Raw genomic sequence first — 22976 nt, 5'->3', positions numbered from 1 at the left:
CGTTTACGTTATCGTCAACCTGAACAAAGCGCAACCACGCTGCAACGTGCAACCGGTCATGCAGCCGACGAAGGAACCCCCACGATGAACGCTCTCGAACACCAACTCGACTATCCATTCGCCGACGCGATGCCTGCGGCCGCCACGACCCAGGAGGTCGCGCCCGGCGTCTACTGGCTGCGCATGCCGCTGCCGTTCGCGCTCGATCACATCAACCTGTGGCTGCTGCGCGATGAAATCGACGGGCAGAAGGGCTGGACGATCGTCGACTGCGGCATCGCGTCCGACGAGATCAAGGCAAACTGGGAAAAGCTGTTCGACACGGCGCTCGAAGGCTTGCCCGTGCTGCGCGTGATCGTTACGCATTGCCATCCGGATCACCTCGGTCTCGCGAACTGGCTGTGCGAAGGCGGCGAGAAGAAACGTTGGAGCGTGCGTCTGTGGATCACGCTCGGCGAATACATGCTGGGCCGCGTGATGGCGGCGGGCGATGGCTCGAACGCGGGCGGCGAGGGCGCGGCGCGTCACTTCGCGCGGCACGGACTGCGCGACGAGGCATCGCTCGACAAGCTGCGCAATCGGAAGAGCTATTACGCGAACCTGGTGCCCGCCGTGCCGAGCCAGTACCGGCGGCTGCGCGAGGGCGATGCGCTGTCGATTGGCGGCCGCACGTGGCGCGTCGTGACGGGCTTCGGCCATTCGCCGGAGCACTGCGCGCTGCATGCGGAAGCGGACGGCGTGCTCATTTCCGGCGACATGGTGCTGCCGCGCATTTCGACGAACGTGTCCGTGTTCGACATCGAGCCGGAAGGCAATCCGCTCGCGTTGTATCTGGGTTCGCTGGGTCGCTACGAAACGATGGCCGCCGATACGCTCGTGCTGCCTTCGCACGGCAAGCCGTTTCGCGGGCTGCATACGCGGATCGGACAACTGCGCGATCACCACGCGGCGCGGCTCGCGGAAGTGCGCGCGGCCTGCGCGGAAAAGCCGTGCAGCGCGGCGGATATCGTCCCGATCATGTTCAGGCGCGCACTCGACATTCACCAGATGACCTTCGCGATGGGCGAAGCGCTCGCGCATTTGCATCTGCTGTGGCTGCAGGGCGAACTGAAGCGTGTGCACGGCGAGGATGGTGTGATCAGGTTCAACGCGTGATGTCGATGGCGTGATGCCTCAGGTGCGTCTGCGCTGAAAACGAGAAGCCCGGCCGCGTTTCGCGGGCCGGGCTTTATGCATCTGGCGAAGTCGGGTCGTGAAAACTACTGCACCGACACCGCCCCAAAATTCTGCCGTCCAAACGGGCTCACGTGATACCCGCTCACGTTCGTCCGCGTAATCGCAGCCGCCGTCGGATACCCGAGCGGAATCCACAGCGCTTCATCATGGATGATCTGCTGCGCGGCTTCATACGCCTTCGTGCGCTTGCTCTGATCGGCCGTTTCCTTGCCTTGCGCGATCAGTTTGTCGAGTTCCGGGTCGCAGTAGCGTGCGAAGTTGATCCCCGACTTCACCGCGTTGCAGCTGAAGAGCGGCGACAGATAGTTGTCCGGGTCGCCGTTGTCGCCCGCCCAGCCCATGAACAGCGTGTCGTGCTGGCCCTGCTTGGCCTGCTTGATCAATTCGCCCCATTCGATCACCTTCACCTCGGCCTTCACGCCGATCTTCGCGAAGTCCGCCTGCAGCATTTCCGCGCCCGCCTTCGGATTCGGGTTCAGCACGCTGCCGTTCGGACGCACCCAGATCGTCGTTTCGAAGCCGTTCGGATAACCTGCGTCGGCGAGCAGCTTCTTGGCCTTGTCGGTGTCGTACGGCCACGGCTTGACGGCCTTGTCGTAGCTCCATGTGTTCGGCGGATACGGATTGTTCGCGGGCGTCGCGGTGTTGTCGAACACGGCCTTCAGATACGACGTGCGATCGAACGCCATGTTCAGCGCGGCGCGCACCTTCTGGTTATCCAGCGGCTTCTTCTGCGTGTTCAATGCGACGAACGCCGTCATGAACGCGGGCGTCTGCACGATGGCGAGCGACTTGTCCTTCTTCGCGTCGGCGATATCCTGCGGCTTCGGCGACAACGCGATCTGACATTCGCCCGCTTTGACCTTTTGCGCACGCACGGCGGCGTCGGGCGTGATCGCGTAGATCAGCCGGTCGATCTTCGGTTTCGGGCCCCAGTACGTCGGGTTCACGTCATAGCGGATGATCGAGTCTTTCGTGTAGCCCTTCAGCACGAACGGACCGGTGCCGATCGGCTTCGCATTCAGATCGGCTGTCTTGTTCGCCTTCAGCAGTTGGTCCGCGTACTCGGCCGAATAGATCGACGCGAAACCCATCGTCAGGATCGACACGAAGGTCGCGTTCGGCTCGTTCAACTCGAACTTCACCGTGTTGTCGTCGACCTTCGACACCGACTTGATCAGCTTCACGAGGCCCATCGACTGCGCATGCGGAAAGCCGCTCGCGCCCGCGACCTTGTGCCACGGGTTGTTCTCGTTGAGCATCCGGTCGAAGGTGAACACGACGTCGTCGGCGTTCAGCGCGCGCGTGGGCTTGAAGTAGTCGGTGGTCTGGAACTGCACGCCCGGGCGCAGATGGAACGTGTAGGTAAGGCCGTCGCTGCTCACGTCCCATTTGTCGGCGAGCGCGGGCGCGACTTTTTTGGCCGCCTCGTCGTACGATACGAGCGAATTGAAAATCACATCCGCCGAGGCATTGGTCGTGACGAGCGAGTTGTACTGGACGACGTCGAAGCCGTCAGGACTCGATTCCGTGCAAACCGTGAGCGGTTTCGCGACGGACAGCGCGGGCGCGATGGCGAGGGCCGTCAGTGTCGCGGCGGCAAGCAACTTGAAACGCATAAGATCTCCCGGGATTTCGAATTGTTCGTGGCGGGGCGGCGTCGTGCGTGCTGCTGCGAACGACGCGCTCCGGGCGGGCTGTCACGCATTGACTTTGAAACGGTTCCGGCGATTTCACCCTTGGTGCCAACTCCTGCCGGTTCTGGCGCAAGCTTATCGAAGGCTCACGGCAGCGACAACAATTGAATCCGCATAACCATATTGCTGGCTGTCTTCGCCTAGCGGCTGGCGTAGTCCACGAGATACGCGATGCCTTCGATCGCGCGCGAGCCATACCACGACACCATTTCGCCATCGATCAGTTCGATCCGCTTGCCTTTGAAGCGCGTGTCGTGTGAGAGCGAGTCGCAATGCTGCCGGGTGAAGCGATACGGTTCGCTCGACAGCAGCACGCGGTCGGCCTGGGCGAGCCACGCGGCGTCGAGATTGAACGAAGGATAGCGCGCCGCGCCTTTTTCGCCGCCGCGCACGTCGGGCAGTGTGTGCCAGTTCACAAGGCGCAGCATCGCGGAGATGTAGGTGTCGCGCGCGACCGTCATCCACGGTTCGCGCCAGATGGCGTAGAGCACCTTTTGCATTGGCCATGCGCGCGACGCGCATGCGTGCAGTTGCTTTTCAAGCGAGGCGCTCAACTCGCGCGCTTCGTCTTCCCGGTCGAAGAGCGCGCCGAGCAGTGCATACAGCGCGAGGTTATCGCGAGGCTCCAGCGGATGCGTAACGACTATATGCGGCACGAACGCGCGCAGTTGCTCGACGGTATCGCGCTCGTTTTCGTCGATATTGACGATCACATGCGTCGGTTGCAGTGCGCGCACGGCATCGATTTTCACCGCCTTCGTGCCGCCGACTTTCGGCACGTGGCGCACCTGGTTGCGCGGATGCACGCAAAAACCCGTGCGGCCGACGATCTGCGCGTCCAGTTTCAGAGCAAAGAGAAGTTCGGTGAGGCTCGGCACCAGCGACACGATGCGCGCGCCGCGTTCCGCTGTCGCGTGCTCGATACCGGCTGCATCGACGACACGCGTGGTCATGCGCTACTGCGCGGCGCGCGGCTTGCGCGGCGCCTTTTCGAACACGGCGTCGTAGAGCCAGCGCGGCGCGACGTGCAGCAGCATCGCCGCGAAGCGCATCTGCCACGGGAAGATCGCGAAACGCTTTTTGCGCGCGATCGCCTCGGCGACCTTGGCGGCGAAGCGGTCCGCGTCCATCAGAAAGGGCATCGAGTACGGGTTGTGCGCCGTCATCGGCGTGCGGATGTAGCCGGGCGCGATCGTTGTCACCGACACGCCGAGCGGCCGCATCTCGACTCGCAGCGCCTCCAGATACTTGAGCGCCGCCGATTTCGACGCGCTGTAAGCGCCCGAACCCGGCAGGCCGCGCACGCCCGCGACGCTTGCAATGCCGACGAGCGCGCCCTTGTGCGCCGCGATCATCGCCTGCGCGAAGGGCTCGAAGGTCGCGACCATGCCGAAGTAGTTGACGTCCATCACGTCGCGGAACGTCTGCAGATCGCCGTGACCCGTGACGGCGCCGCGGCTGATGCCCGCGTTCGCGATCACGATGTCGGGGCAGCCGTGTTCCGCGATGAACTGCTGCGCGGCCTGCGCGAGCGCGTCAGCGTCCCGCACGTCGACGCAATAGCCGGAGATGGTGTTCTGGGGATGGGACTGCTGGAAGCGGGCGAGCGCGTCGCCCCGGCGGGCGACGAGGCCGAGAATCGCGCCGCGCCGCGCGTATTCCGCGGCGAGCGCTTCGCCTATGCCACTCGACGCGCCGGTGATGAAAACCTTCAGCGGTGAACTCATGCCGGCGCGGGTGTCGAATTACATCTTCTTGGCGCGAACCTGCGCGACCAGGTAGTCGAGCACCTGGATCGTGCCCGGCAGGCTGTTGGTCTGCGCCGGGCCCGTTTCGTACTTGCCTTGCACGGCGAGCGTCGGCACGCCGTCGATACGGAAGTCTTCGATCAGCTTCTTGTCACGCTGAACCGCGCTCTGCGTCGAGAACGAGTTGTACGCGTCCATGAACTTCTTCGAATCGACGCCGTTCTTCGCGAGGAATTTGGCCTGATCTTCCGGCGTCAGCAGGTAGTTCTTGTTGACGTGGATTTCATGGAAGATGGTCGGCGTGAGCTGGTTTGCGAGGCCGAGTGCGTCGACTGCGTGATAGAGCTTCGAGTGCGGGATGAAGTCGTCGCGGAACGCAACGGGCACGCGCTTGAAGACGACGTCCGGACCCTGTTTCTTGATCCATGCTTCCAGATACGGATCGAACTCGTTGCAGTGCGGGCAGCCGTACCACATGAACTCGATGACTTCGATCTTGCCGGCAGGCGCTTCGACCGGCTGCGGTGTGGACAGCACGGTGTAGTCCTTGCCGGCGACGGGCGCAGCGGGCGCCGCTTGTGCCGCGCCGGCAACGATGCCGAGCGAAAGGAAAAGAATGCTGAGCAGTTTTTTCATGTCTTGTGAACCCAATCAGGGAAAGTAACGGTGGCCGGCTGTTGCGCGCCGCGACCGCAACGGATTCGACGGCAGGCTTCTGCCGCACATGAGACTTGCGCCGCGCGCCGAAGGTTCAGCGGCGGCGCATGACAACGCATTACCGAATGTGAATCACTGCTTGCTGAAACGGATCACGGCCGTATCGACACCCGCGTCCGACAGACGCTGACGCGTGGTGTTCATGTCCTCGAACTTCGAGAACGGGCCGATACGCACGCGATAGTACGTCACACCGCCTGCATCGCGCTGTGTGACCTTCGATTCGAAACCCTGGAATGCGAGACGTGCGCGCTGCTGTTCGGCGTCGGCGGCCGTCTTGTAGGCACCGACCTGCAGCAGATACCCCGTGTTCGCGTCGGCGGCGGCAGGCGGCGCGCCGTTCGTGTTCGGCGTTGAGCCGGCCTTCGGCGGCTGCGTGGGCGCATTGTTGGCCGTGGTCGGCGCGTTCGTCGGCGCATTGGTTGGATTAGGCGCCTTCTTCGGCGGAATCATCGCCGTGGCCGTGCCGTTGTTCGCGTTCGCACCGTTGTCCTGCGCGGGCTTCGGCGCGACGGCGACGCCGTTGTTGTTCGACGGCGGCACTTCGACGATCTGCGGCTCTTCGAGCATGCCCGAGCTCTGCGTCTGATTCGTGGTCTGTCCGGGCGCCGTGTTGGGCGGCGCGGGCTGCGCCGCTTGCGGCACCGGCTGGCCAGGACTCTTGCCCTGCAGCGGACGGTTCGGATCGTACTGCGGCTGGCTTGCACCGCTATCGGATGCAGCGGGCGGCGCGACCTTCGCGACGAACGGCGTGGGTGCGCGCGTGATGTAGAGCGCCACCACCACCGCGATGGCCAGGCCGACGATCAGGCCCAGCACGATGCCGAGAAAAGTACCCCCGGTCTGTTTAGACTGCTTTGTAGTGCGGCGTGGTTTTGCCATCGTCTAATTCACCTGCAAATGGAAATCTGGAATGACCGTCGATTATAGCGACGGTCATCCGGCTCGCGTCCCGAATAAATTCAATTAAACCGCGGGGAGATTACATTTTGGCGGGTGCCGATACACCGATCACAGCGAGGCCATTCGCCAGCACCTGGCGCGTCGCCGCGAGCAGCGCGATGCGCGCGTTGCGCGGCGCTTCGTCGTCGACCAGAACGCGTTCGGCATTGTAGAACGAGTGAAATTCGCCTGCGAGGTCGCGCAGATAGAACGCGACCGCGTGCGGCGCGAGTTCGTCGGCGGCATGCGTCAGCATGTCGGGGAATTCGGCGAGCTTCTGCAGCAGCGCCATCGCGCGCTCGCTATCCAGCGGCGACAGATCGACGATGGGCAGCCCCGTTTCATCGGCACCGTAGCGCGACTTCCATTCGTTGATCACCGAGCAGATGCGCGCGTGCGCGTACTGCACGTAGTACACCGGATTCTCGTCGTTCTGCTTGAGCGCGAGGTCGACGTCGAACACGAACTCCGTGTCGGCCTTGCGCGAGATCAGGAAGAAGCGCACCGCGTCGCGGCCGCGGCGAATCGTCTCTTCGTCGAGCAGATCGGGCGCGGCTTCCTGGCCCGGGACTGCGCCACCCGACCATTCGATCAGATCGCGCACCGTCACGTAGCTGCCCGCGCGCTTCGAGATCTTCACTTCCTGGCCGTCGCGCATCACGGTGACCATCTTGTGCAGCACGTAGTCGGGATAGCCCTTCGGAATGCCGATGCCGAGACCCTGCAAACCGGCGCGCACGCGCGCGATCGTGCCGTGATGGTCCGAGCCCTGGATGTTGATGACCTTCGTGAAGCCGCGCTGCCACTTGGTCTCGTGATACGCGACGTCGGGCACGAAGTACGTGTACGTGCCGTCGGACTTGCGCATCACGCGGTCCTTGTCGTCGCCGTCGTCGGTGGTGCGCAGCCACAGCGCGCCTTCCTGCTCGTAGGTCTTGCCCGCCGCGATCAGCTCGTCCACCGTCTTCTCGACGCGGCCTTCCTTGTACAGCGACGATTCGAGGTAGTACTGGTCGAACTTCACGCCGAACGCCTGCAGGTCCATATCCTGCTCATGACGCAGATAGGCGACGGCGAAGCGGCGGATCGCTTCGAGGTCTTCGACGTCGCCCGCGCCCTTGACGGGCTCGCCGTCGCTGGCCGAGACGGTTTCGCCGTTCAGGTAGTCGCGTGCGATATCGGCGATGTATTCGCCGTTGTACGCGGCTTCGGGCCAGCCTGCGTCGCCCGGCTTCAGGCCGCGGGCGCGCGCCTGCGTCGAGATGGCGAGATTGCCGATCTGCACGCCGGCGTCGTTGTAGTAGAACTCGCGGTGCACGCCGTAGCCTTGCGATGCAAGCACGTTCGACATCGCGTCGCCGAGCGCGGCCTGGCGGCCGTGGCCGACGTGCAGCGGGCCCGTCGGGTTCGCCGACACGAACTCGACCAGCACGCGCTTGCCGGCGTCGCGCTGCGAGCGGCCGAACGCGTCGCGCTGTGCGAACACGGCGGCGATCACGGACTGCTTGGACGCCGCCGACAGGCGCAGGTTGATGAAGCCCGGACCGGCCACTTCGGCGCTCTCGACGAGGCCCTTGGCGAGCGGATGCGCGGGCAGCGCATCGACGATCTGCTGCGCGAGCTGGCGCGGATTGGCGCGCAGCGGCTTGGCAAGTTGCATCGCGACGTTGCACGCGACGTCGCCGTGCGCGGCGACTTTCGGTCGTTCGAGCGTGATGGCGGGCGCGATGAACGCGGCTTCGGATTCGCCTTGAGTGGCCTGGGCGACCTGCTTGACGACGTCGGTCAACAGGGTTTCGAGAGTGTGTTTGTGTGCAGGCAGCATGCTTGTTGCGAGTCCAGTGAGGCAGTCCGATGAAGCGGGGCAGCGCCGCGAACGGCGCGAAGCCGGGCCGTCGACGGCGTGGAAAGCACGAGGGCGCACGATGCTCGGCGCCGGCTCGTGCGACTGCAGCGGCGCGGCGAACCGTGGCAACCGTGTCGAACACGCGCGGCCGCGATGCGGCGGAGCGTGCCCGGGCGCACGGCAGCGAGCTTTTTCCGTCAATGTCGGATTTTAGCAGGTGCTAATATGTCCAATGAGATGCCCAGCAAGGGCCGTGGCCGTCAACCCGCCGTCAAACGGCGGGCGGGCGCGCAAACGGAACTCGTGCGGCTGGCCGCGCGGGAAGCCAACATAACGAAAAGGGAACCGTCATCATGCTGATTACTTTCAAATGCCGCTCCGCGCCCGACGTAGTGATGCTGGAGAACCTCGCCCAGTATTTGCTGGGCATCATCGGCAAGCGGCTCGGCGCACGCGGTGTGATCAGTCACGACGAACTGGGCGTGGCGATCACGAAGCTCGAAGCGGCCATCGTCACGGACAAGCAGGAACGCGCCGAGCATGAAGGCCACTTCCACGAAGGCGAGGAAGGGCACGAGCATCACGAGATTCCCGTCGGGCTCGCGCAACGGTCGTTCCCGTTCCTCGACATGCTGCGTGCGGCGCAGAAGGAAAATACAGATATCGTTTGGGGTATCTGAGGCACAAGCAAAAAGCCCGTCGTCACCGACGGGCTTTTTTCATTGCGTTGCTGCTTATCGGCGCGCTTACTGGCTCGCACCTTGCGGAGCAGCCGCGGGCGCGGCCTCGCCATTCTTCGACTTCTTCTTTTTCGGCTTCTTCACATGCTTGACGGTGGGCGGCGAATACGAGCTCACCGCACTCGATCCACCCGGCGCCTGAGGCTGGGCCTCGGACAGCGGCGCGATGGCGGCGAGCGATAACGCGGTCAACATCAGCGTCAGCTTCTTCATACGATTTTCTCCGTTGACGGTTGCAAGTCGTTGCGCCGACGCGTTTTTTGTTCGCGTCTGGCGGGGCGGCAGGTCATGCCCGAGCAGTCTACAAAGCCGAAAATATCCGCTGTGCTTTCAACTGAAAATATTCAGCCTTCGGCCCGCGATATAGTCCTGCCCCCGCGTTCCGTCCTAGAGCAGCGGCGCGAGCGCACGCCGGGCATCTTCCTTCGACAGCGACATCCGCTGCGCGTAGTCCTCCAGCTGATCCTGGCCGATCTTGCCGACCGAGAAATACGTGCTGTCGGGATGCGCGAGATAGAAGCCGGACACGCTCGCCGCGGGCAGCATCGCGAGCGACTCGGTGACGCTCATGCCGATCTCATCGGCCTGCAGCACGGTGAACATGTCGCGCTTGACGAGGTGATCCGGGCACGCCGGATAGCCCGGCGCCGGACGGATGCCTGCGTACTTCTCGGCGATCAGCGCATCGTTGTCGAGTGTTTCGCCCGACGCGTAGCCCCACAGGTCGCGGCGCACGCGCGCGTGCATCGCTTCGGCGAACGCTTCCGCGAAACGGTCGGCCAGCGCTTTGAGCATGATCGCGCTGTAGTCGTCGTGATCCTTTTCGAACTGCTTTTCCTTCACGTCGACGCCGAGGCCCGCCGTGACCGCGAACATGCCGATGTAGTCGGCCACGCCCGAATCCTTCGGCGCGATGAAGTCGGCGAGCGAGCGGTTCGGCCGCGTCACGCCGTCAACCACGGGGCGCACGCTCTGCTGGCGCACGTTGCGCCATGTCAGCGCGACTTCGCTGCGCGATTCGTCCGTGTAGATTTCGATGTCATCGTCATTGACGGTGTTCGCGGGCAGCAGCGCAATCACGCCGTTGGCCGTGAGCCAGCGCCCCTGAATGAGCCGCGCGAGCATCGACTTCGCATCCGAGAACACGCGCCGCGCCGACTCGCCGACGATCTCGTCGTTGAGAATGGCGGGGTACGGACCGGCGAGATCCCACGTCTGAAAGAACGGGCCCCAGTCGATATAGTTCGCGAGTTCGTTGAGATCGAAGTTCTTGAACACGCGGCGGCCGATGAACTTCGGCTTCACGGGCTGATACGCGCTCCAGTCGATCTTCGTCCTGTTCGCGCGCGCTTGCGCGAGCGTGACGAGCGGCAGCGCTTTCTTGTTCGCGTGCTGGTCGCGGATGCGGTCGTAGTCCGACTTCAGTTCGTCGAGATACTTCGCCGCGCCTTCGTCGGACAGCAGGTTCGACGCAACCGACACCGAGCGCGACGCATCCGGCACGTACACGACGGGGCCTTCGTAGTTCGGCGCGATCTTCACGGCCGTGTGCACGCGCGACGTGGTCGCACCGCCGATCAGCAGCGGAATCTTCTTCACGCGGAAGTAGTCGTCGCGCTGCATTTCCGCTGCGACGTAGGCCATTTCTTCAAGCGACGGCGTGATCAGACCCGACAGCCCGATGATGTCCGCGCCTTCGACTTTCGCCTTCGCGAGAATCTCGTTGCACGGGACCATCACGCCCATGTTGACCACTTCGAAGTTATTGCACTGGAGCACCACCGACACGATATTCTTGCCGATGTCGTGCACATCGCCCTTGACGGTGGCGATGACGATCTTGCCTTTCGCGCGCACGTCGCCGCCCGCTTCGGCGAGCAGACGCTTTTCTTCCTCGATGAACGGAATCAGATGCGCGACGGCCTGCTTCATCACGCGCGCCGACTTCACCACTTGCGGCAGGAACATCTTGCCCTGGCCGAACAGGTCGCCGACGATGTTCATGCCGTCCATCAGCGGGCCTTCGATCACGTTGATCGGGCGGCCGCCGCCGTTCATGATGTTCGCGCGCGCTTCTTCCGTGTCGTCGACGATGAAGTTCGTGATGCCATGCACGAGCGCATGCGCGAGACGCTTCTCGACGGGCTGGTTGCGCCATTCGAGGTTCTCTTCCTTCTTCGCTGCGCCCGTCTTGAACTTGTCGGCGATTTCGAGCAGACGGTCGGTCGCGTCTTCACGGCGATTCAGCACGACGTCTTCGACGCGCTCGCGCAGATCGGCGTCGAGATCGGCATACACGCCCAGCTGGCCCGCGTTGAGGATGCCCATGTCCATGCCCGCCTGGATCGCGTGATACAGGAACACGGTGTGAATCGCTTCGCGCACGGGGTCATTGCCGCGGAACGAGAACGACACGTTCGACACGCCGCCGCTCACCTTCGCATACGGCAGGTTCTGCTTGATCCAGCGCGTCGCTTCGATGAAGTCGACGGCGTAGTTGTTGTGCTCTTCGATGCCCGTCGCGATCGCGAAGATGTTCGGATCGAAGATGATGTCTTCGGGCAGGAAGCCGGCTTCGTTGACGAGAATGTCGTACGAGCGCTTGCAGATTTCCGTCTTGCGCGCGAACGTGTCGGCCTGACCCTGTTCGTCGAACGCCATCACGACGCTCGCCGCGCCATAGCGGCGAATCAGCTTCGCATGATGAACGAACTGTTCCTTGCCTTCCTTCAGCGAGATCGAGTTGACGATGGCTTTGCCCTGCACGCATTTCAGGCCCGCTTCGATCACATCCCACTTCGACGAGTCGATCATGATCGGCACGCGCGCGATGTCCGGCTCCGACGCGATCAGATTCATGAAGCGCACCATCGCGGCCTGTGAATCGAGCATCGCTTCGTCCATGTTGACGTCGATGACCTGTGCGCCGTTCTCGACCTGCTGGCGCGCGACGGCCAGCGCTTCATCGAACTGGCCGTTCAGGATCATCCGTGCGAATGCCTTCGAGCCCGTCACGTTGGTGCGTTCACCGACGTTGATGAAGAGCGTCCCCGAAGTGACGTTGAACGGCTCGAGGCCGGAAAGGCGCATCGTGTGATCGGTCATGGTTGGTGTGCGTGTTTCGTCAGTGCGTCAATGCTTCGGTGATCTCGTGCGCGGCGCTTTCCGCGTTGCTTCGCGCGTTACGTGCGCCGCTTGCCTGGCTGTTTATGCAGCGTCGCGATACTGGCTCGGCCACTTGCGCGGCTTCACGTCGTTCAGCGCCTTTGCGATCGCGGCGATGTGTTCCGGCGTCGTGCCGCAGCAGCCGCCCGCGATGTTCACGAGCCCTGCCTGCGCGAATTCCTTCAGCAGGCCGGAGGTATCGGCGGGCAGTTCGTCGAAGCCTGTGTCGCTCATCGGATTCGGCAAGCCCGCGTTCGGATAGCACGACACGTAGGTGTCGCACAGCTTCGCGAGTTCGGCGATGTACGGGCGCATCAGCGCCGCGCCGAGCGCGCAGTTCAGCCCGAACGTGAGCGGCTTCGCGTGGCGCAGCGAATTCCAGAACGCTTCGACCGTCTGCCCGGACAGAATGCGGCCCGATGCGTCCGTCACCGTGCCCGAGATCATGATGGGCAGACGTTCGCCCGTGTCCTCGAACAGTTCGTCGAGCGCGAACAGCGCGGCCTTGGCGTTCAGCGTGTCGAAGATCGTTTCGACGAGGAACAGGTCCGCGCCGCCTTCCATCAGCGCCTTCGCCTGCTCGTAGTAGGCGGCGCGCAGTTCGTCGAACGTGACGTTGCGTGCACCCGGATCGTTCACGTCGGGCGAGATGCTCGCCGTTTTTGGCGTCGGTCCGATTGCGCCCGCGACGAAGCGCGGCTTGTCGGGCGTCGAGTATTTGTCACACGCCGCGCGCGCAAGCTTTGCCGATTCGAGATTCATCTCGACGGCAAGCGCTTCCATGCCGTAGTCGGCTTGCGCGACGGTCGTTGCGCCGAACGTGTTGGTTTCGATGATGTCCGCGCCCGCCGCGAGATATTGCTCGTGAATCTCGCTGATGATTTGCGGCTGGGTGATCGACAGCAGTTCGTTGTTGCCCTTGATGTCGCGCGCATAGTCCTTGAAGCGTTCGCCGCGGTAGGCGGCTTCGTCGAGCTTGTAGCGCTGGATCATCGTGCCCATTGCGCCGTCCAGAATCAGGATGCGCGATTCGAGCAACGCGGGCAGGGCCGCACCGCGCGTGTAGGCGGCGCGGGCGGGAACGGCTGACGGGGCGGGCTGGTTCATGGTCTGATCGGGCTCGTGCCGGCACGGCCGGCTTTTTTTCAGGAAACTCAATATTGTAGCCGCACGGTCGCGGGCGCGCCCGGCGTCGTGGCTGTGGCGGGATGTCGGCCCCGCGAGGCGCGGCGAATGCCCGGAATGTAGCGCGACAAGTATTTCTTTCGCTGCTTGCTCAACGCATGCAACCCGCGTTGCGCGCCATGTACGCGGCGGCTGGCCGTATTAAACGAAAAACCCCGTCCGGCGATACCGGACGGGGTTGATGGGAACGTGTCGCCAAAGGGTGGCGCGTGACGGCTAGTGAAGAATGACCGGTTGGTTCATCAGACTGTCGAATTGACCGAGAAATTCGTCCACTTCGTCGAGCGTCGGTTCGTCTTCGATCAGCTTCTGCACGTGTTCGCGGAAACTGGCTGCCATCTCACCGTCGATATAAATCTCGCGCTGCGTATTTTTGTCGACGATCTCATACCCGCCGGACTTCATCGCGATATGGCCGTCTTGCGGCGGAAACTCGACGACACAATAGTTGGGGCTGTTGTAGATCATTTGCATGGCGACACTCCTTATTTCCGATGGCTCCGGGCCAGTGTTGCACCGTAGATGGAGCCCTTGGTTTGGAATTCAAGGGGTGGGTCCGGCGTGACGCTACCCATTCTCCGGACCTATCTGTTAGACCCATTTTTGCAGAAACGATTCAAGCAAAGCGGTGAAGCGTTGCGACTGTTCGATCGGTGCGAGATGAGCCGCGTCGAGCAACTCGAACTGCGCGTCCCGGATGGCATTCGCAATTTCCTGTGTAGCAGCAGGTGGCGTGCCTGCGTCGTGGCGTCCAGCCACAGCAAGAGTGGGAAGGGCGATCTCTTTCAGTCTACTGCGCGCATCGAAATCGCGCAGTGCAAAGCACGCCTGCGCATAACCTTCAGACGAAGTGCTCTCGAACACCTCCCGGATCTGTTCGACGACTTCTGGATGCGCGCCGCGAAAGTCCGCCGTCAGCCAGCGTTCCAGCGTCGCCTGGGCCAAGGCTGCCACGCCTTCGTCGCGCGCCTTCGCCGCCCGTTGTTCCCATACGGCGCGTCCATCGGCAGGCGATGCGGCGTGCGTATCGGCGAGCGTCAATGTCTCGATGCGCGTTGGGTTGTCCAAAGCGAACTGCTGCGCGATCATGCCGCCCATCGACATTCCGACAATATGCGTCTTCTGTACGCCAAGCGCATCCAGCAGTGTGCGCAGATCCTGCGACAAATCTGCAACACTGAACTGCCTGTCCGATATCGCCGTTTGACCGTGACCGCGCACGTCGTAGCGCAAGACCGTGAAGTCGTCGCGGAAGTAGCCTGCGAGCTGATCCCAGATCGACAGATCGCCGCCCAGCTGATGAATGAACGTGAGCCAGGGGCCCCCGCCTTCATTGCTCAGGACGTAGCGCGTATCGATGCCATTCACATTGATTTGCATGCGGACTCCATAGGTGATGTCGCAATGAAAGAGCGAACGGATCGGCGATTCATGCAATGCAATTCATGGGATTCGCATGAACGGCCGGCGCGAGTCGAGCGCCTTGAAAAGTGCTCTTCGAGCGCGCCTCGTCGTGCGATCGATGCAGTCGCCAGAAGTTTCTGGCACAGAGTGTCGTCTCGATCATGTTCCGGTGAGCACAGTGTCCTCCACTGCGAAGGACCTGTTCGTGTCAGGGCTTTTCAGGCCCTGCACCAGGATCGGTCACGGACGGTTGCGAAGGACCGGGCGACGCGTCGTCGGACGATGCATCGTTGCCGGTGGCATCCGGCGGCGCGATCTTGCCACGCCATACAAGCTCTATCTGCGTTCCGTTCGGCTCGGTTTGCACGAGACGCGCGGGCAGCCACCCGAGCGACGGCGCGAGCCACACGTCGATGCGCCGGCGATCGCCTTCGCGCCGTGGCAGCCGCATGAAATGACGCGCATCGATGATGCCCTGGTCGGTGCGCACGGACTCGTCGCCGATTGTCTCGATAGGCCAGATTTCGCCGCTGTCGTTATCGGTGACATAGAACTGCCGCGTGACGCCGGGCTGATACGCGCCGGGGTCGCCGCGCACGAGACTCGCTAGCTGCATCACCATGCTGAAGCGGTCTTGCGCGCCGTCCTGGAGCGGCAGCGTAGTCGGCGTACGCGTGAAGCCGATCTCTTTCGTGTCGCGATGGAAGGTGGTGACGTCTTCGCCGCGACGGCCACGCTTTTCGATGTACTGATCAGGCGCGAGACCGAATGCATCGACATGTCCGCGGCTCGCATAGCTGAACGTGCCGACGAACGGCAAGGGCACCGACACGATCACGTCGTACGAGCGGCCGTCGCTGGACCAGTGGATCGTGCCGGGCTGGTTGCGCACGCCGTTGTAGAACGTGTCGTATTGCAGGTTGCCCGACGGCGGCACGGAGAATTTCACGCCGGGCGCCGTGTTTTGCGCGTGGCCCTGGCCTGTGGCGTTGGGATTGGCGTTCGAACCCGTTGCTCCCGACGCGGGCGACGCAACGCTCGCAGCCGACGCTTCTTCAGGTGCGCTTGCCGGTTCGCTTGCCGGTTCGCTCGCCGGTTCGGTTGCGGGTGCTGTTTCGTGCGGCTTTAGACCCGAGCGCGTCGCGGTCAACACATGTTTGCGCGGAGCATGCGCGGGGCGAGCCGGCGCAGCGGGCGCCGCCTTCGCGGGAGGCGGCGAGCCGGCCGCCTGCGTTTCGATGCGCTCCGGCTTGAGCAGCGCGACCTGCACGGGCACGTGTTCGGGCGACACCGGCTTGAACGTGCCGTGATGCCGTTCGAACCATTGCGCGGCGATGAAATGCGTGCCGGCCACGATCGCCAGCACGCCTGTCCAGCGCAGACGCGACGCGCGGCGCTGCGCGCGGGCGAGACGTGCAGGCGTGATCGAACGGACAACGGATGGAGACGACATCAGAAGCAGTATCTATGAAGGCAGGATGCACAGCATGGCGCGACGGAGCAAGTTTCGACCGCGCGGCGCGGTCAAGCGTTCCACGCGCTCATCGCGCCGTCGGACTATAGCCGAGTTCGTACGATAGCTTCTGCGCGCACTCGCGCAGCGCGATATCGACTTCGCCGCCCCACGCGATATCGAAAGCGCCTTCGTGACCCAGCGCAATCAGCCCGAGCGCGAGATCGCCATTCGAATCGAACACGGGCGTGCAGAACGCGTGGATGGTCGGCAGCAACATGCCTTCGACGCGCGCCGAACCCTTGGCGCGCACTTCGTCGAGCACGCGTTCGACGTCCTCCGGCGTGCGCGGGCTGTTTGTGGCGGCCCAGCGCTGCGTGTCGGCGAGTTCGCGCGCGATCATCGCCGCCGTCTTGCCGCGCGGCAGATACGCGGCGAACAGCAGACCCGTCGCGGAACTGAGCATCGGCATTACATCACCGAGTTTCAGTGAAGCCTTCGCCGGATAGCTCGATTCCATCCAGTGCACGACGGTCGGCCCCTGGTTGCCCCACACGGCGATGCCCACTGTCATATCGAGCCGTTCGCGCAGTTCGGCGAGCGCGATGCGCGCGAGCTTCACGCCGTCGACGCGCGCGAGCCGCGCCAGCCCGAGCTGCAGCGCGAAGCCGCCGAGTTCGTAGCGCCCCGTCAGCGGATCCTGCGCGACGACGCCGAGACGCTGGAAGCTCACCAGATAACGATGCGCCTTCGCGGGACTCATGCCGGCGCGCTGCGCGAGATCGCGCAGCATCATCGCGCGCGGCTCGTGCGTGAGCACGTCGAGCAGACGGAATCCGACTTCGATCGACTGGATGCCCGAGCGCAGCTTTTCCTCGCCGCTTTCGTGCGGGTCGGTGGTGTCGTCGTCGACGGTGTCGAGCGGTTCGGCGGCTTCGGCATCCTTGCGGATCGAACTGGAGCGGGCGGTCGGGGGCATAGGAAACGGTTGAACATTGAGCGAAAAACGGCGTTGCGCAAGCGGGCGTCTGTCAGCAGCACATCGCCACCGTTAAGCATCCGCCTAGGCCGCGCCGATTCACCATCGTAGAATAGATTCCTCTTATCGTCATCCACACGCTTTTTCCGCCATGAAACTTGCCTCGCTGAAGGACGGCACGCGCGACGGTCAACTGATCGTCGTTTCCCGCGACCTGCATACGGCCGCCGTCGCCGACGCCATCGCACCGACGATGCAGCGCATCCTCGACGACTGGACCTTCTACGCGCCGCAACTGCGCGACCTGTACGACGAGCTGAATCAGGGCCGTGCGCGCAACACCTTTTCGTTCGACGCGAAGGAATGCATGGCGCCGCTGCCGCGCGCGTTCCAGTGGGCCGACGGCTCCGCGTATGTGAATCACGTCGAACTGGTGCGCCGCGCGCGCGGCGCCGAAATGCCGCCCGAATTCTGGACCGACCCGCTGATGTACCAGGGCGGCAGCGACGACTTCATCGGGCCGAAAGACGACATCGTGTGCGCGTCGGAGTCGTTCGGCATCGACTTCGAGGCGGAAGTCGCCGTCGTCACGGGCGATGTGCCGATGGGCACCAGAGCGGACCAGGCGTTGAAGAGCATCCGCCTCGTCACGCTCGTCAACGACGTATCGCTGCGCAATCTGATTCCCGCCGAACTCGCGAAGGGCTTCGGCTTTTTCCAGAGCAAGCCGGCGACGTCGTTCGCGCCCGTTGCCGTGACGCCCGACGAACTCGGCGACACGTGGCGCGAAGGCCGCGTGCATCGTCCGATGATCGTTCACTGGAACGGCAAGAAGGTCGGTCAGCCCGACGCGGGCACCGACATGGTGTTCCACTTCGGCCAGCTGATAGCGCATGCCGCGAAGACGCGCAATCTGCGCGCGGGAGCGATTGTCGGTTCGGGCACCGTGTCGAACAAGGACGCGAAGCGCGGCTATTGCTGTATCGCCGAAAAGCGCTGCCTCGAAACGATCGAGCACGGCAGCGCGCAGACGGAGTTCATGAAGTTCGGCGATACCGTGAAGATCGAGATGTTCGACGAAGCGGGCAAGACGATTTTCGGTTCGATCGATCAGGCCGTTGCGCCGCTCGAAGCTGAGCTTTGACGAAGTGGGCGGCGCATGGCGTGCGGCATCGGCGAAACGGACCGAAAGGGTTTCGCCCGATGCCGATAGCGCGGCGCGCGCCGCTACACTGACGCTCGCGCGAGGCCATCGCGCCCCGCATGCCGATCGCGAATGTGACATCGCGAATCGGTACATGCAACACGCAGCATCGCAAATCAAAACAAGCCAACTGGAGACAAAGGCATGCCGCGATACGGGACGTTTGCATTTTCAACTTTGCGCAATCGCGCTTCGAAGCGGCGCGCTTTGCTTGCCGCCACGCTTTCCGTTTTGCCTGGATTTGCGCTCGCGCAGATCAAGATCGGCCTCGTGCTGTCGCTGACAGGACCGGCCGCATCGCTCGGCATTCCCGCACGCGATACGGCGACACTCTTTCCCAAGGAAATCGCCGGTCAGAAAGTCGAATACATCGTGCTCGACGATGCGTCCGACACGACGCAGGCCGTGCAGGACACGAAAAAACTCATCTCCGAGAATCACGTCGACGCCATCATCGGATCGTCGATCACGCCGAACTCGCTCGCGATGATCGACGTCGTCGCCGAAGGTGAAACGCCGGCGATTTCGCTGGCGTCGTCGGCGAAGATCATCGAGCCCGTCGACGCTAAACGTCACTGGATGTTCAAGACGCCGCAGACGGACGCGATGATGGCGTCTGCGATCACCGAGCACGCGAGTCAGCATGGCGTGAAGACGATCGCGTACATCGGCCAGGCGGACGCGCTCGGCGAGACCTTCTATGCGGAAGTCGCGAAGTTCGCGCAGATCCACCATATCAGCGTGGTGGCCAACGAGCGTTTCAATCGCACGGATCCGAGCGTCACCGGACAGATCCTGAAGATCATGGCCGCGAATCCGGATGCCGTCGTGGTGGGCGCGGCGGGCACGCCGGCCGCGCTGCCGCCGAAGACGCTGATCGGCCGTGGCTACAAGGGCAAGATCTATCACAACCACGGCGTGGGCAATAACGACTTCCTGCGCGTGTGCGGCGCCGATTGCAACGGCACGTTCCTGCCCGCGAGCCCGGTGCTCGTCGCATCGCAGTTGCCCGCAGACTATGCTGCGAAGCGTCTCGCGCTCGATTACATCGCGCGCTTCGAGAAGCTGCGCGGTCCGGGCAGCGTGTCGGCGTTCGGGTCTTATGCATGGGATGCGAGCATGCTGCTGAACAACGCGATTCCCGTTGCGCTGAAAGCGGCCGCGCCCGGCACCGTCGAGTTTCGCCGGGCACTGCGCGATGCGCTCGAAGCGACGAAGGGTCTCGCCGACACGAACGGCGTCGTCAACATGAGCGCGACCGATCACCTCGGTCTCGATCAGCGCGCGCGCGTGATGGTCGAAATCAGCAACGGCAAGTGGGTGTATCAGCCGCGTTGATTGTGTGTTTTTCGGGCGGCGCAGCGTCGGCTGCGTCGCGCGCCTGATGTGTGGTCCGACGCCGACGCGTCGATTTTACGGATGCCCGCCATGTCTCACGAATCGGAATCGCAAACGGTCGAACCCGCGTTCTACGCGCACTACAGGTCGCTGCGCGTGCGGCGTCATGCGCACGGCATCCTCGAAATCGTGATGAGCGGCGAAGGCGCGAACAAGAGCAATCTCGCCACTGCCGATGCGAACATGCATCGCGAACTGGCCGACATCTGGCGCGACGTCGACCGCGATCCGGAGACGCGCGTCGTGGTAATTCGCGGCGAAGGCAAGGGCTTCTCGGCGGGCGGCGATCTCGGGCTCGTCGAAGACATGGCGAACGACTTCGACGTGCGCACGCGTGTGTGGCGCGAGGCGCGCGATCTCGTCTACAACGTGATCAACTGCAGCAAGCCGATCGTTTCGGCGATGCACGGGCCGGCCGTCGGCGCGGGGCTCGTCGCGGGACTGCTCGCGGATATTTCGATCGCGACGAAGTCGGCGCGCATCATCGACGGTCATACGCGGCTGGGCGTCGCGGCGGGCGATCATGCGGCGATCGTGTGGCCGCTTCTGTGCGGCATGGCGAAAGCGAAGTACTACCTGATGCTGTGCGAACCCGCGAGCGGCGAGGAAGCGGAGCGCATCGGGCTGGTATCGCTGGCCGTCGACGACAACGATCTGCTGCCGAAGACCTTCGAAGTCGCGCGCAAGCTTGCGAGCGGCTCGCAGACAGCGATCCGCTGGACCAAGTACGCGCTGAACAACTGGCTGCGCTCGGCAGGCCCGACGTTCGATACCTCGCTCGCACTCGAATTCATGGGCTTCGCGGGACCGGACGTGCGCGAAGGCGTGGCGTCGCTGCGCGAGCGGCGCGCCCCGGACTTTCCGGGCAAGGAGCCGTTCTGAAGGCAGATGCCTTGCCCAACGGACGCAAAACCGTCACGTCTCGCGGCGCGCGATAGTTTCAGCGACGCGCGGCGTCTCACCGCGAAAAGTCCACGCGGTATGATCGAAGCGCGAACTTCGAACATTGATAAACCTCACAGCCAGAACCGAATACAGGAGCTCAGCAATGACCGACAACGCCGGCTCGATGCCACCCTTTCCCGGCTTCCCAGGTTTTCCGCCCGCCGAAATGCTCGACCGCATGTGGGGCATGATGCGTCTGACGCCGTTCGGCGCGGCGTTTCCGGGCACGTCGCCGGGCTCGGCACAGGGTTTCGTGCCGTCGCTGTCGATGATGTCCGACATGATGGCGCCGCTCACGAACGTCGAAGAACTCGACAAGCGCATCACCGATATGCGTGCCGTCGAGCAGTGGCTCAAGCTCAATCTGAACATGCTGCAGTCGGCGATCCAGGCGCTCGAAGTCCAGCGCGCGACGCTCTCGACGCTGCGCGCGTTCGGCGCCTTCGCGCAGCAATCGATGACGCAGCCGGCGCACGAAGCGCCGAGGCAGCCGGAGCCGCAGCCGGCCCCGAGCGCGCAGGAAACGGGCGAAGCCGGCGAGTCGACGCCGCCGCCCGCATTCGACGCATCCGGCTGGTGGAATCTGCTACAGGCGCAGTTCAACCAGATCGCGCAATTCGCGATGGCGCAGCCGGCGGCCACGACGGCGACGGGTGCATCGGAAGCGGGCGCCGGTATCGAGCCGAGCGATCTCGAACCGGACGACACCTCCGGGCCTGACGCGGAAGGCGCCGCGCAGGCCGGATCGGGCGACGCGCCGCGTCCTGCGGCGAAACGGGCGCCTGCCGCGAAACGCGCGGGCGCGGCGGCCGCGAAGAAGTCGTCATCGACCTCAGGGTAGCCAGTTAGCGGGCGACGAAACGGAGCGCGCGGCCGCAACGGCTGACGCGCTCCCGACGCGCGAGGTGCCAGCCCCGCGCTTAGCACATTCTTTTGACGCCGTGCAGGCAACGCGCGCGCTCGTTGTTTTGCGTCAATCTCAAAATGGGTTTCGGCGGTCCGGAAACAGGGCGTGGCAGGCCCGCATGCTATTATTGTGTAAGCTTTTTCTGGTCAGCAGACGCGTGCGAAAACTGCCAGATTCGCCGTTCATCCGGTGCCGTCCGGTGCTGGTGCGTCCGCTGCGGACCCAAATGCCGTCGTTCGGGCGGCAAGCTGGCACGACCTCAGGCACAGGTTCTCCCTCACCCACGGTTGGCCGCGCATGCGAGGCACAAAAATCGCGTGCGCATCACGAGCCGCAGTATTTCTTTTGCCAACGACTTGCTTCTTGGCAGCCGATTACCGCGTAAAATTGAGGGCTGCGCTGACGACAGGGAAAGCTCCCGAAAGTTTCCGTGCGTCGGCAGCACACTAGCAACAGACATAACAGACGTCGCTTTGCGCAGAACAGGGGTGGGATCATGAACACCATGCTTTATCCGGAACTTTACAAATCGCTCGAATCCGTTCGATGGGACATGGAGAAGGACATTCCCTGGGACCGGTTCGACTCGTCGCTGCTCACCGACGAGCAGGCGGCGACCATCAAGATGAACGCGATCACGGAATGGTCGGCGCTGCCCGCCACGGAAATGTTCCTGCGCGACAACCATCATGACAGCGATTTCTCGGCATTCATGAGCGTGTGGTTCTTCGAAGAGCAGAAGCACTCACTGGTGCTGATGGAATATCTGCGCCGCTTCAAGCCGCACATGGTGCCGACGGAAGAAGAGCTGCACGCGGTGCGCTTCGAGTTCGATCCGGCGCCGCCGCTCGAAACGCTGATGCTGCACTTCTGCGGCGAAATCCGCCTGAATCACTGGTATCGCCGCGCGGCTGAATGGCATACCGAGCCCGTCATCAAGGCCATCTACGAAACGATTTCGCGCGACGAAGCACGTCATGGCGGCGCGTATCTGCGCTACATGAAGAAGGCGCTGACGAACTTCGGCGACGGCGCGCGCGCGGCGTTCGCGAAGATCGGTGTGCTGATGGCCTCGGCGCGCCGCACGGAAAAACCGCTGCACCCCACAAACCTGCACGTGAACCAGTCGCTGTTCCCGCGCGACACGGTGCAATCGCGTCTGCCCGATCCGGAATGGCTGGAACGCTGGCTCGACGAGCAGATCCGTTTCGACGACGGCTGGGAAAAGAAGGTGGTCGAACGTATTCTGCACAACCTGTCCATTCTGTTCGAACGCTCGTTCACGACGGCTCAGGAGCTGAACCGCTATCGCAAGGAAGTCGTGACGCGCCTGCAGGCCGAGCAACAGCCCGCAGCGCAGCAACCGGCCTGATGAGGGCCGCGCGTCGCCGGGTGTAAGTCCCGCGCGTC

At 63.5% G+C, this 22976-nt stretch carries 19 protein-coding genes and 1 pseudogene; 7 read left to right on the top strand and 13 right to left on the bottom strand.

Annotated elements, in window-relative coordinates:
- The first annotated feature begins 84 nt into the window (after window positions 1–84).
- Window positions 85–1155 (top strand): MBL fold metallo-hydrolase, encoded by a 1071-nt coding sequence (locus tag FRZ40_RS09975; RefSeq protein ID WP_147233998.1) that lies wholly within the window; start codon window positions 85–87, stop codon window positions 1153–1155.
- A gap of 104 nt (window positions 1156–1259) precedes the next feature.
- On the opposite strand, the gene FRZ40_RS09970 is transcribed toward FRZ40_RS09975, so the two are convergent.
- The 6 genes from FRZ40_RS09970 to argS all read right to left on the bottom strand — a co-directional run bounded on the left by FRZ40_RS09970 (window position 1260) and on the right by argS (window position 8165).
- Window positions 1260–2855 (bottom strand): ABC transporter substrate-binding protein, encoded by a 1596-nt coding sequence (locus FRZ40_RS09970; RefSeq protein WP_028365769.1) that lies wholly within the window; start codon window positions 2853–2855, stop codon window positions 1260–1262.
- 218 nt (window positions 2856–3073) lie between these two features.
- Window positions 3074–3886, bottom strand: coding sequence for a helical backbone metal receptor (locus tag FRZ40_RS09965; RefSeq protein ID WP_147233997.1), 813 nt, complete (start codon window positions 3884–3886; stop codon window positions 3074–3076).
- Window positions 3887–3889: 3 nt separating this feature from the next.
- Window positions 3890–4660, bottom strand: a complete 771-nt coding sequence (locus FRZ40_RS09960) for an SDR family oxidoreductase (protein WP_147233996.1) — start codon at window positions 4658–4660, stop codon at window positions 3890–3892.
- A gap of 18 nt (window positions 4661–4678) precedes the next feature.
- Window positions 4679–5317 (bottom strand): thiol:disulfide interchange protein DsbA/DsbL, encoded by a 639-nt coding sequence (locus FRZ40_RS09955; RefSeq protein WP_028365772.1) that lies wholly within the window; start codon window positions 5315–5317, stop codon window positions 4679–4681.
- Window positions 5318–5470: 153 nt separating this feature from the next.
- Window positions 5471–6280: an SPOR domain-containing protein gene (locus FRZ40_RS09950; protein WP_147233995.1), complete on the bottom strand. Its 810-nt coding sequence runs from the start codon at window positions 6278–6280 to the stop codon at window positions 5471–5473.
- A 100-nt stretch (window positions 6281–6380) separates the two neighbouring features.
- Window positions 6381–8165 carry an arginine--tRNA ligase gene (gene argS, locus FRZ40_RS09945; protein WP_147233994.1) on the bottom strand — a complete coding sequence of 595 codons (1785 nt, stop codon included), beginning with the start codon at window positions 8163–8165 and terminating at the stop codon, window positions 6381–6383.
- A gap of 374 nt (window positions 8166–8539) precedes the next feature.
- Here argS and FRZ40_RS09940 point away from each other — a divergent pair, with 374 nt between their 5' ends.
- Window positions 8540–8866: a DUF1840 domain-containing protein gene (locus FRZ40_RS09940; RefSeq protein ID WP_147233993.1), complete on the top strand. Its 327-nt coding sequence runs from the start codon at window positions 8540–8542 to the stop codon at window positions 8864–8866.
- Window positions 8867–8932: 66 nt separating this feature from the next.
- Here FRZ40_RS09940 and FRZ40_RS09935 read toward each other — a convergent pair whose 3' ends face one another.
- The 7 genes and pseudogenes from FRZ40_RS09935 to FRZ40_RS09905 all read right to left on the bottom strand — a co-directional run bounded on the left by FRZ40_RS09935 (window position 8933) and on the right by FRZ40_RS09905 (window position 17112).
- Window positions 8933–9139, bottom strand: coding sequence for a hypothetical protein (locus tag FRZ40_RS09935; RefSeq protein ID WP_028365777.1), 207 nt, complete (start codon window positions 9137–9139; stop codon window positions 8933–8935).
- Between the two features lie 174 nt (window positions 9140–9313).
- Window positions 9314–12049: pseudogene (gene metH / locus FRZ40_RS09930) on the bottom strand (methionine synthase); the annotation flags it as partial.
- 84 nt (window positions 12050–12133) lie between these two features.
- The gene (locus FRZ40_RS09925; RefSeq protein WP_028365779.1) at window positions 12134–13198 is read right to left on the bottom strand and encodes a homocysteine S-methyltransferase family protein; all 1065 of its coding nucleotides are present in this window, start codon (window positions 13196–13198) and stop codon (window positions 12134–12136) included.
- A gap of 294 nt (window positions 13199–13492) precedes the next feature.
- Window positions 13493–13750: a BTH_I0359 family protein gene (locus tag FRZ40_RS09920; RefSeq protein ID WP_028365780.1), complete on the bottom strand. Its 258-nt coding sequence runs from the start codon at window positions 13748–13750 to the stop codon at window positions 13493–13495.
- 117 nt (window positions 13751–13867) lie between these two features.
- A complete protein-coding gene (pcaD, locus tag FRZ40_RS09915) occupies window positions 13868–14656 on the bottom strand; it encodes a 3-oxoadipate enol-lactonase (RefSeq protein WP_147233991.1) in 789 nt (262 codons plus the stop codon).
- Between the two features lie 232 nt (window positions 14657–14888).
- Window positions 14889–16133 (bottom strand): DUF3108 domain-containing protein, encoded by a 1245-nt coding sequence (locus FRZ40_RS09910; RefSeq protein WP_147233990.1) that lies wholly within the window; start codon window positions 16131–16133, stop codon window positions 14889–14891.
- A gap of 88 nt (window positions 16134–16221) precedes the next feature.
- Window positions 16222–17112 carry an IclR family transcriptional regulator gene (locus FRZ40_RS09905; protein ID WP_147233989.1) on the bottom strand — a complete coding sequence of 297 codons (891 nt, stop codon included), beginning with the start codon at window positions 17110–17112 and terminating at the stop codon, window positions 16222–16224.
- Between the two features lie 151 nt (window positions 17113–17263).
- Here FRZ40_RS09905 and FRZ40_RS09900 point away from each other — a divergent pair, with 151 nt between their 5' ends.
- The 5 genes from FRZ40_RS09900 to FRZ40_RS09880 all read left to right on the top strand — a co-directional run bounded on the left by FRZ40_RS09900 (window position 17264) and on the right by FRZ40_RS09880 (window position 22938).
- Entirely contained in the window at window positions 17264–18256 is a 993-nt protein-coding gene (locus FRZ40_RS09900) for a fumarylacetoacetate hydrolase family protein (protein ID WP_028365784.1), read from the top strand.
- A 204-nt stretch (window positions 18257–18460) separates the two neighbouring features.
- Window positions 18461–19654, top strand: a complete 1194-nt coding sequence (locus tag FRZ40_RS09895) for an ABC transporter substrate-binding protein (protein ID WP_147233988.1) — start codon at window positions 18461–18463, stop codon at window positions 19652–19654.
- A 90-nt stretch (window positions 19655–19744) separates the two neighbouring features.
- Window positions 19745–20596, top strand: a complete 852-nt coding sequence (locus FRZ40_RS09890) for an enoyl-CoA hydratase/isomerase family protein (RefSeq protein WP_147233987.1) — start codon at window positions 19745–19747, stop codon at window positions 20594–20596.
- A 166-nt stretch (window positions 20597–20762) separates the two neighbouring features.
- Window positions 20763–21500: a PhaM family polyhydroxyalkanoate granule multifunctional regulatory protein gene (locus FRZ40_RS09885; RefSeq protein ID WP_028365787.1), complete on the top strand. Its 738-nt coding sequence runs from the start codon at window positions 20763–20765 to the stop codon at window positions 21498–21500.
- 562 nt (window positions 21501–22062) lie between these two features.
- A complete protein-coding gene (locus FRZ40_RS09880) occupies window positions 22063–22938 on the top strand; it encodes a ferritin family protein (protein WP_028365788.1) in 876 nt (291 codons plus the stop codon).
- The last annotated feature ends 38 nt before the right edge of the window (window positions 22939–22976 follow it).

Source organism: Paraburkholderia azotifigens (assembly GCF_007995085.1).
Taxonomy (GTDB): Bacteria; Pseudomonadota; Gammaproteobacteria; order Burkholderiales; family Burkholderiaceae; genus Paraburkholderia; species Paraburkholderia azotifigens.
Note: the sequence above shows the minus strand (reverse complement) of the source record. Positions and strands in the feature narration are given on the sequence as shown.

Coding starts and splice junctions, on each gene's coding strand:
- FRZ40_RS09890 (WP_147233987.1), top strand. CDS start 19,745: ATGTCTCACGAATCGGAATCGCAAACGGTCGAACCCGCGTTCTACGCG.
- FRZ40_RS09910 (WP_147233990.1), bottom strand. CDS start 16,133: ATGTCGTCTCCATCCGTTGTCCGTTCGATCACGCCTGCACGTCTCGCC.
- FRZ40_RS09970 (WP_028365769.1), bottom strand. CDS start 2,855: ATGCGTTTCAAGTTGCTTGCCGCCGCGACACTGACGGCCCTCGCCATC.
- pcaD (WP_147233991.1), bottom strand. CDS start 14,656: ATGCAAATCAATGTGAATGGCATCGATACGCGCTACGTCCTGAGCAAT.
- FRZ40_RS09900 (WP_028365784.1), top strand. CDS start 17,264: ATGAAACTTGCCTCGCTGAAGGACGGCACGCGCGACGGTCAACTGATC.
- FRZ40_RS09895 (WP_147233988.1), top strand. CDS start 18,461: ATGCCGCGATACGGGACGTTTGCATTTTCAACTTTGCGCAATCGCGCT.
- FRZ40_RS09950 (WP_147233995.1), bottom strand. CDS start 6,280: ATGGCAAAACCACGCCGCACTACAAAGCAGTCTAAACAGACCGGGGGT.
- FRZ40_RS09935 (WP_028365777.1), bottom strand. CDS start 9,139: ATGAAGAAGCTGACGCTGATGTTGACCGCGTTATCGCTCGCCGCCATC.
- FRZ40_RS09965 (WP_147233997.1), bottom strand. CDS start 3,886: ATGACCACGCGTGTCGTCGATGCAGCCGGTATCGAGCACGCGACAGCG.
- FRZ40_RS09940 (WP_147233993.1), top strand. CDS start 8,540: ATGCTGATTACTTTCAAATGCCGCTCCGCGCCCGACGTAGTGATGCTG.
- FRZ40_RS09885 (WP_028365787.1), top strand. CDS start 20,763: ATGACCGACAACGCCGGCTCGATGCCACCCTTTCCCGGCTTCCCAGGT.
- FRZ40_RS09920 (WP_028365780.1), bottom strand. CDS start 13,750: ATGCAAATGATCTACAACAGCCCCAACTATTGTGTCGTCGAGTTTCCG.
- FRZ40_RS09905 (WP_147233989.1), bottom strand. CDS start 17,112: ATGCCCCCGACCGCCCGCTCCAGTTCGATCCGCAAGGATGCCGAAGCC.
- FRZ40_RS09960 (WP_147233996.1), bottom strand. CDS start 4,660: ATGAGTTCACCGCTGAAGGTTTTCATCACCGGCGCGTCGAGTGGCATA.
- FRZ40_RS09975 (WP_147233998.1), top strand. CDS start 85: ATGAACGCTCTCGAACACCAACTCGACTATCCATTCGCCGACGCGATG.
- FRZ40_RS09955 (WP_028365772.1), bottom strand. CDS start 5,317: ATGAAAAAACTGCTCAGCATTCTTTTCCTTTCGCTCGGCATCGTTGCC.
- FRZ40_RS09925 (WP_028365779.1), bottom strand. CDS start 13,198: ATGAACCAGCCCGCCCCGTCAGCCGTTCCCGCCCGCGCCGCCTACACG.
- FRZ40_RS09880 (WP_028365788.1), top strand. CDS start 22,063: ATGAACACCATGCTTTATCCGGAACTTTACAAATCGCTCGAATCCGTT.
- argS (WP_147233994.1), bottom strand. CDS start 8,165: ATGCTGCCTGCACACAAACACACTCTCGAAACCCTGTTGACCGACGTC.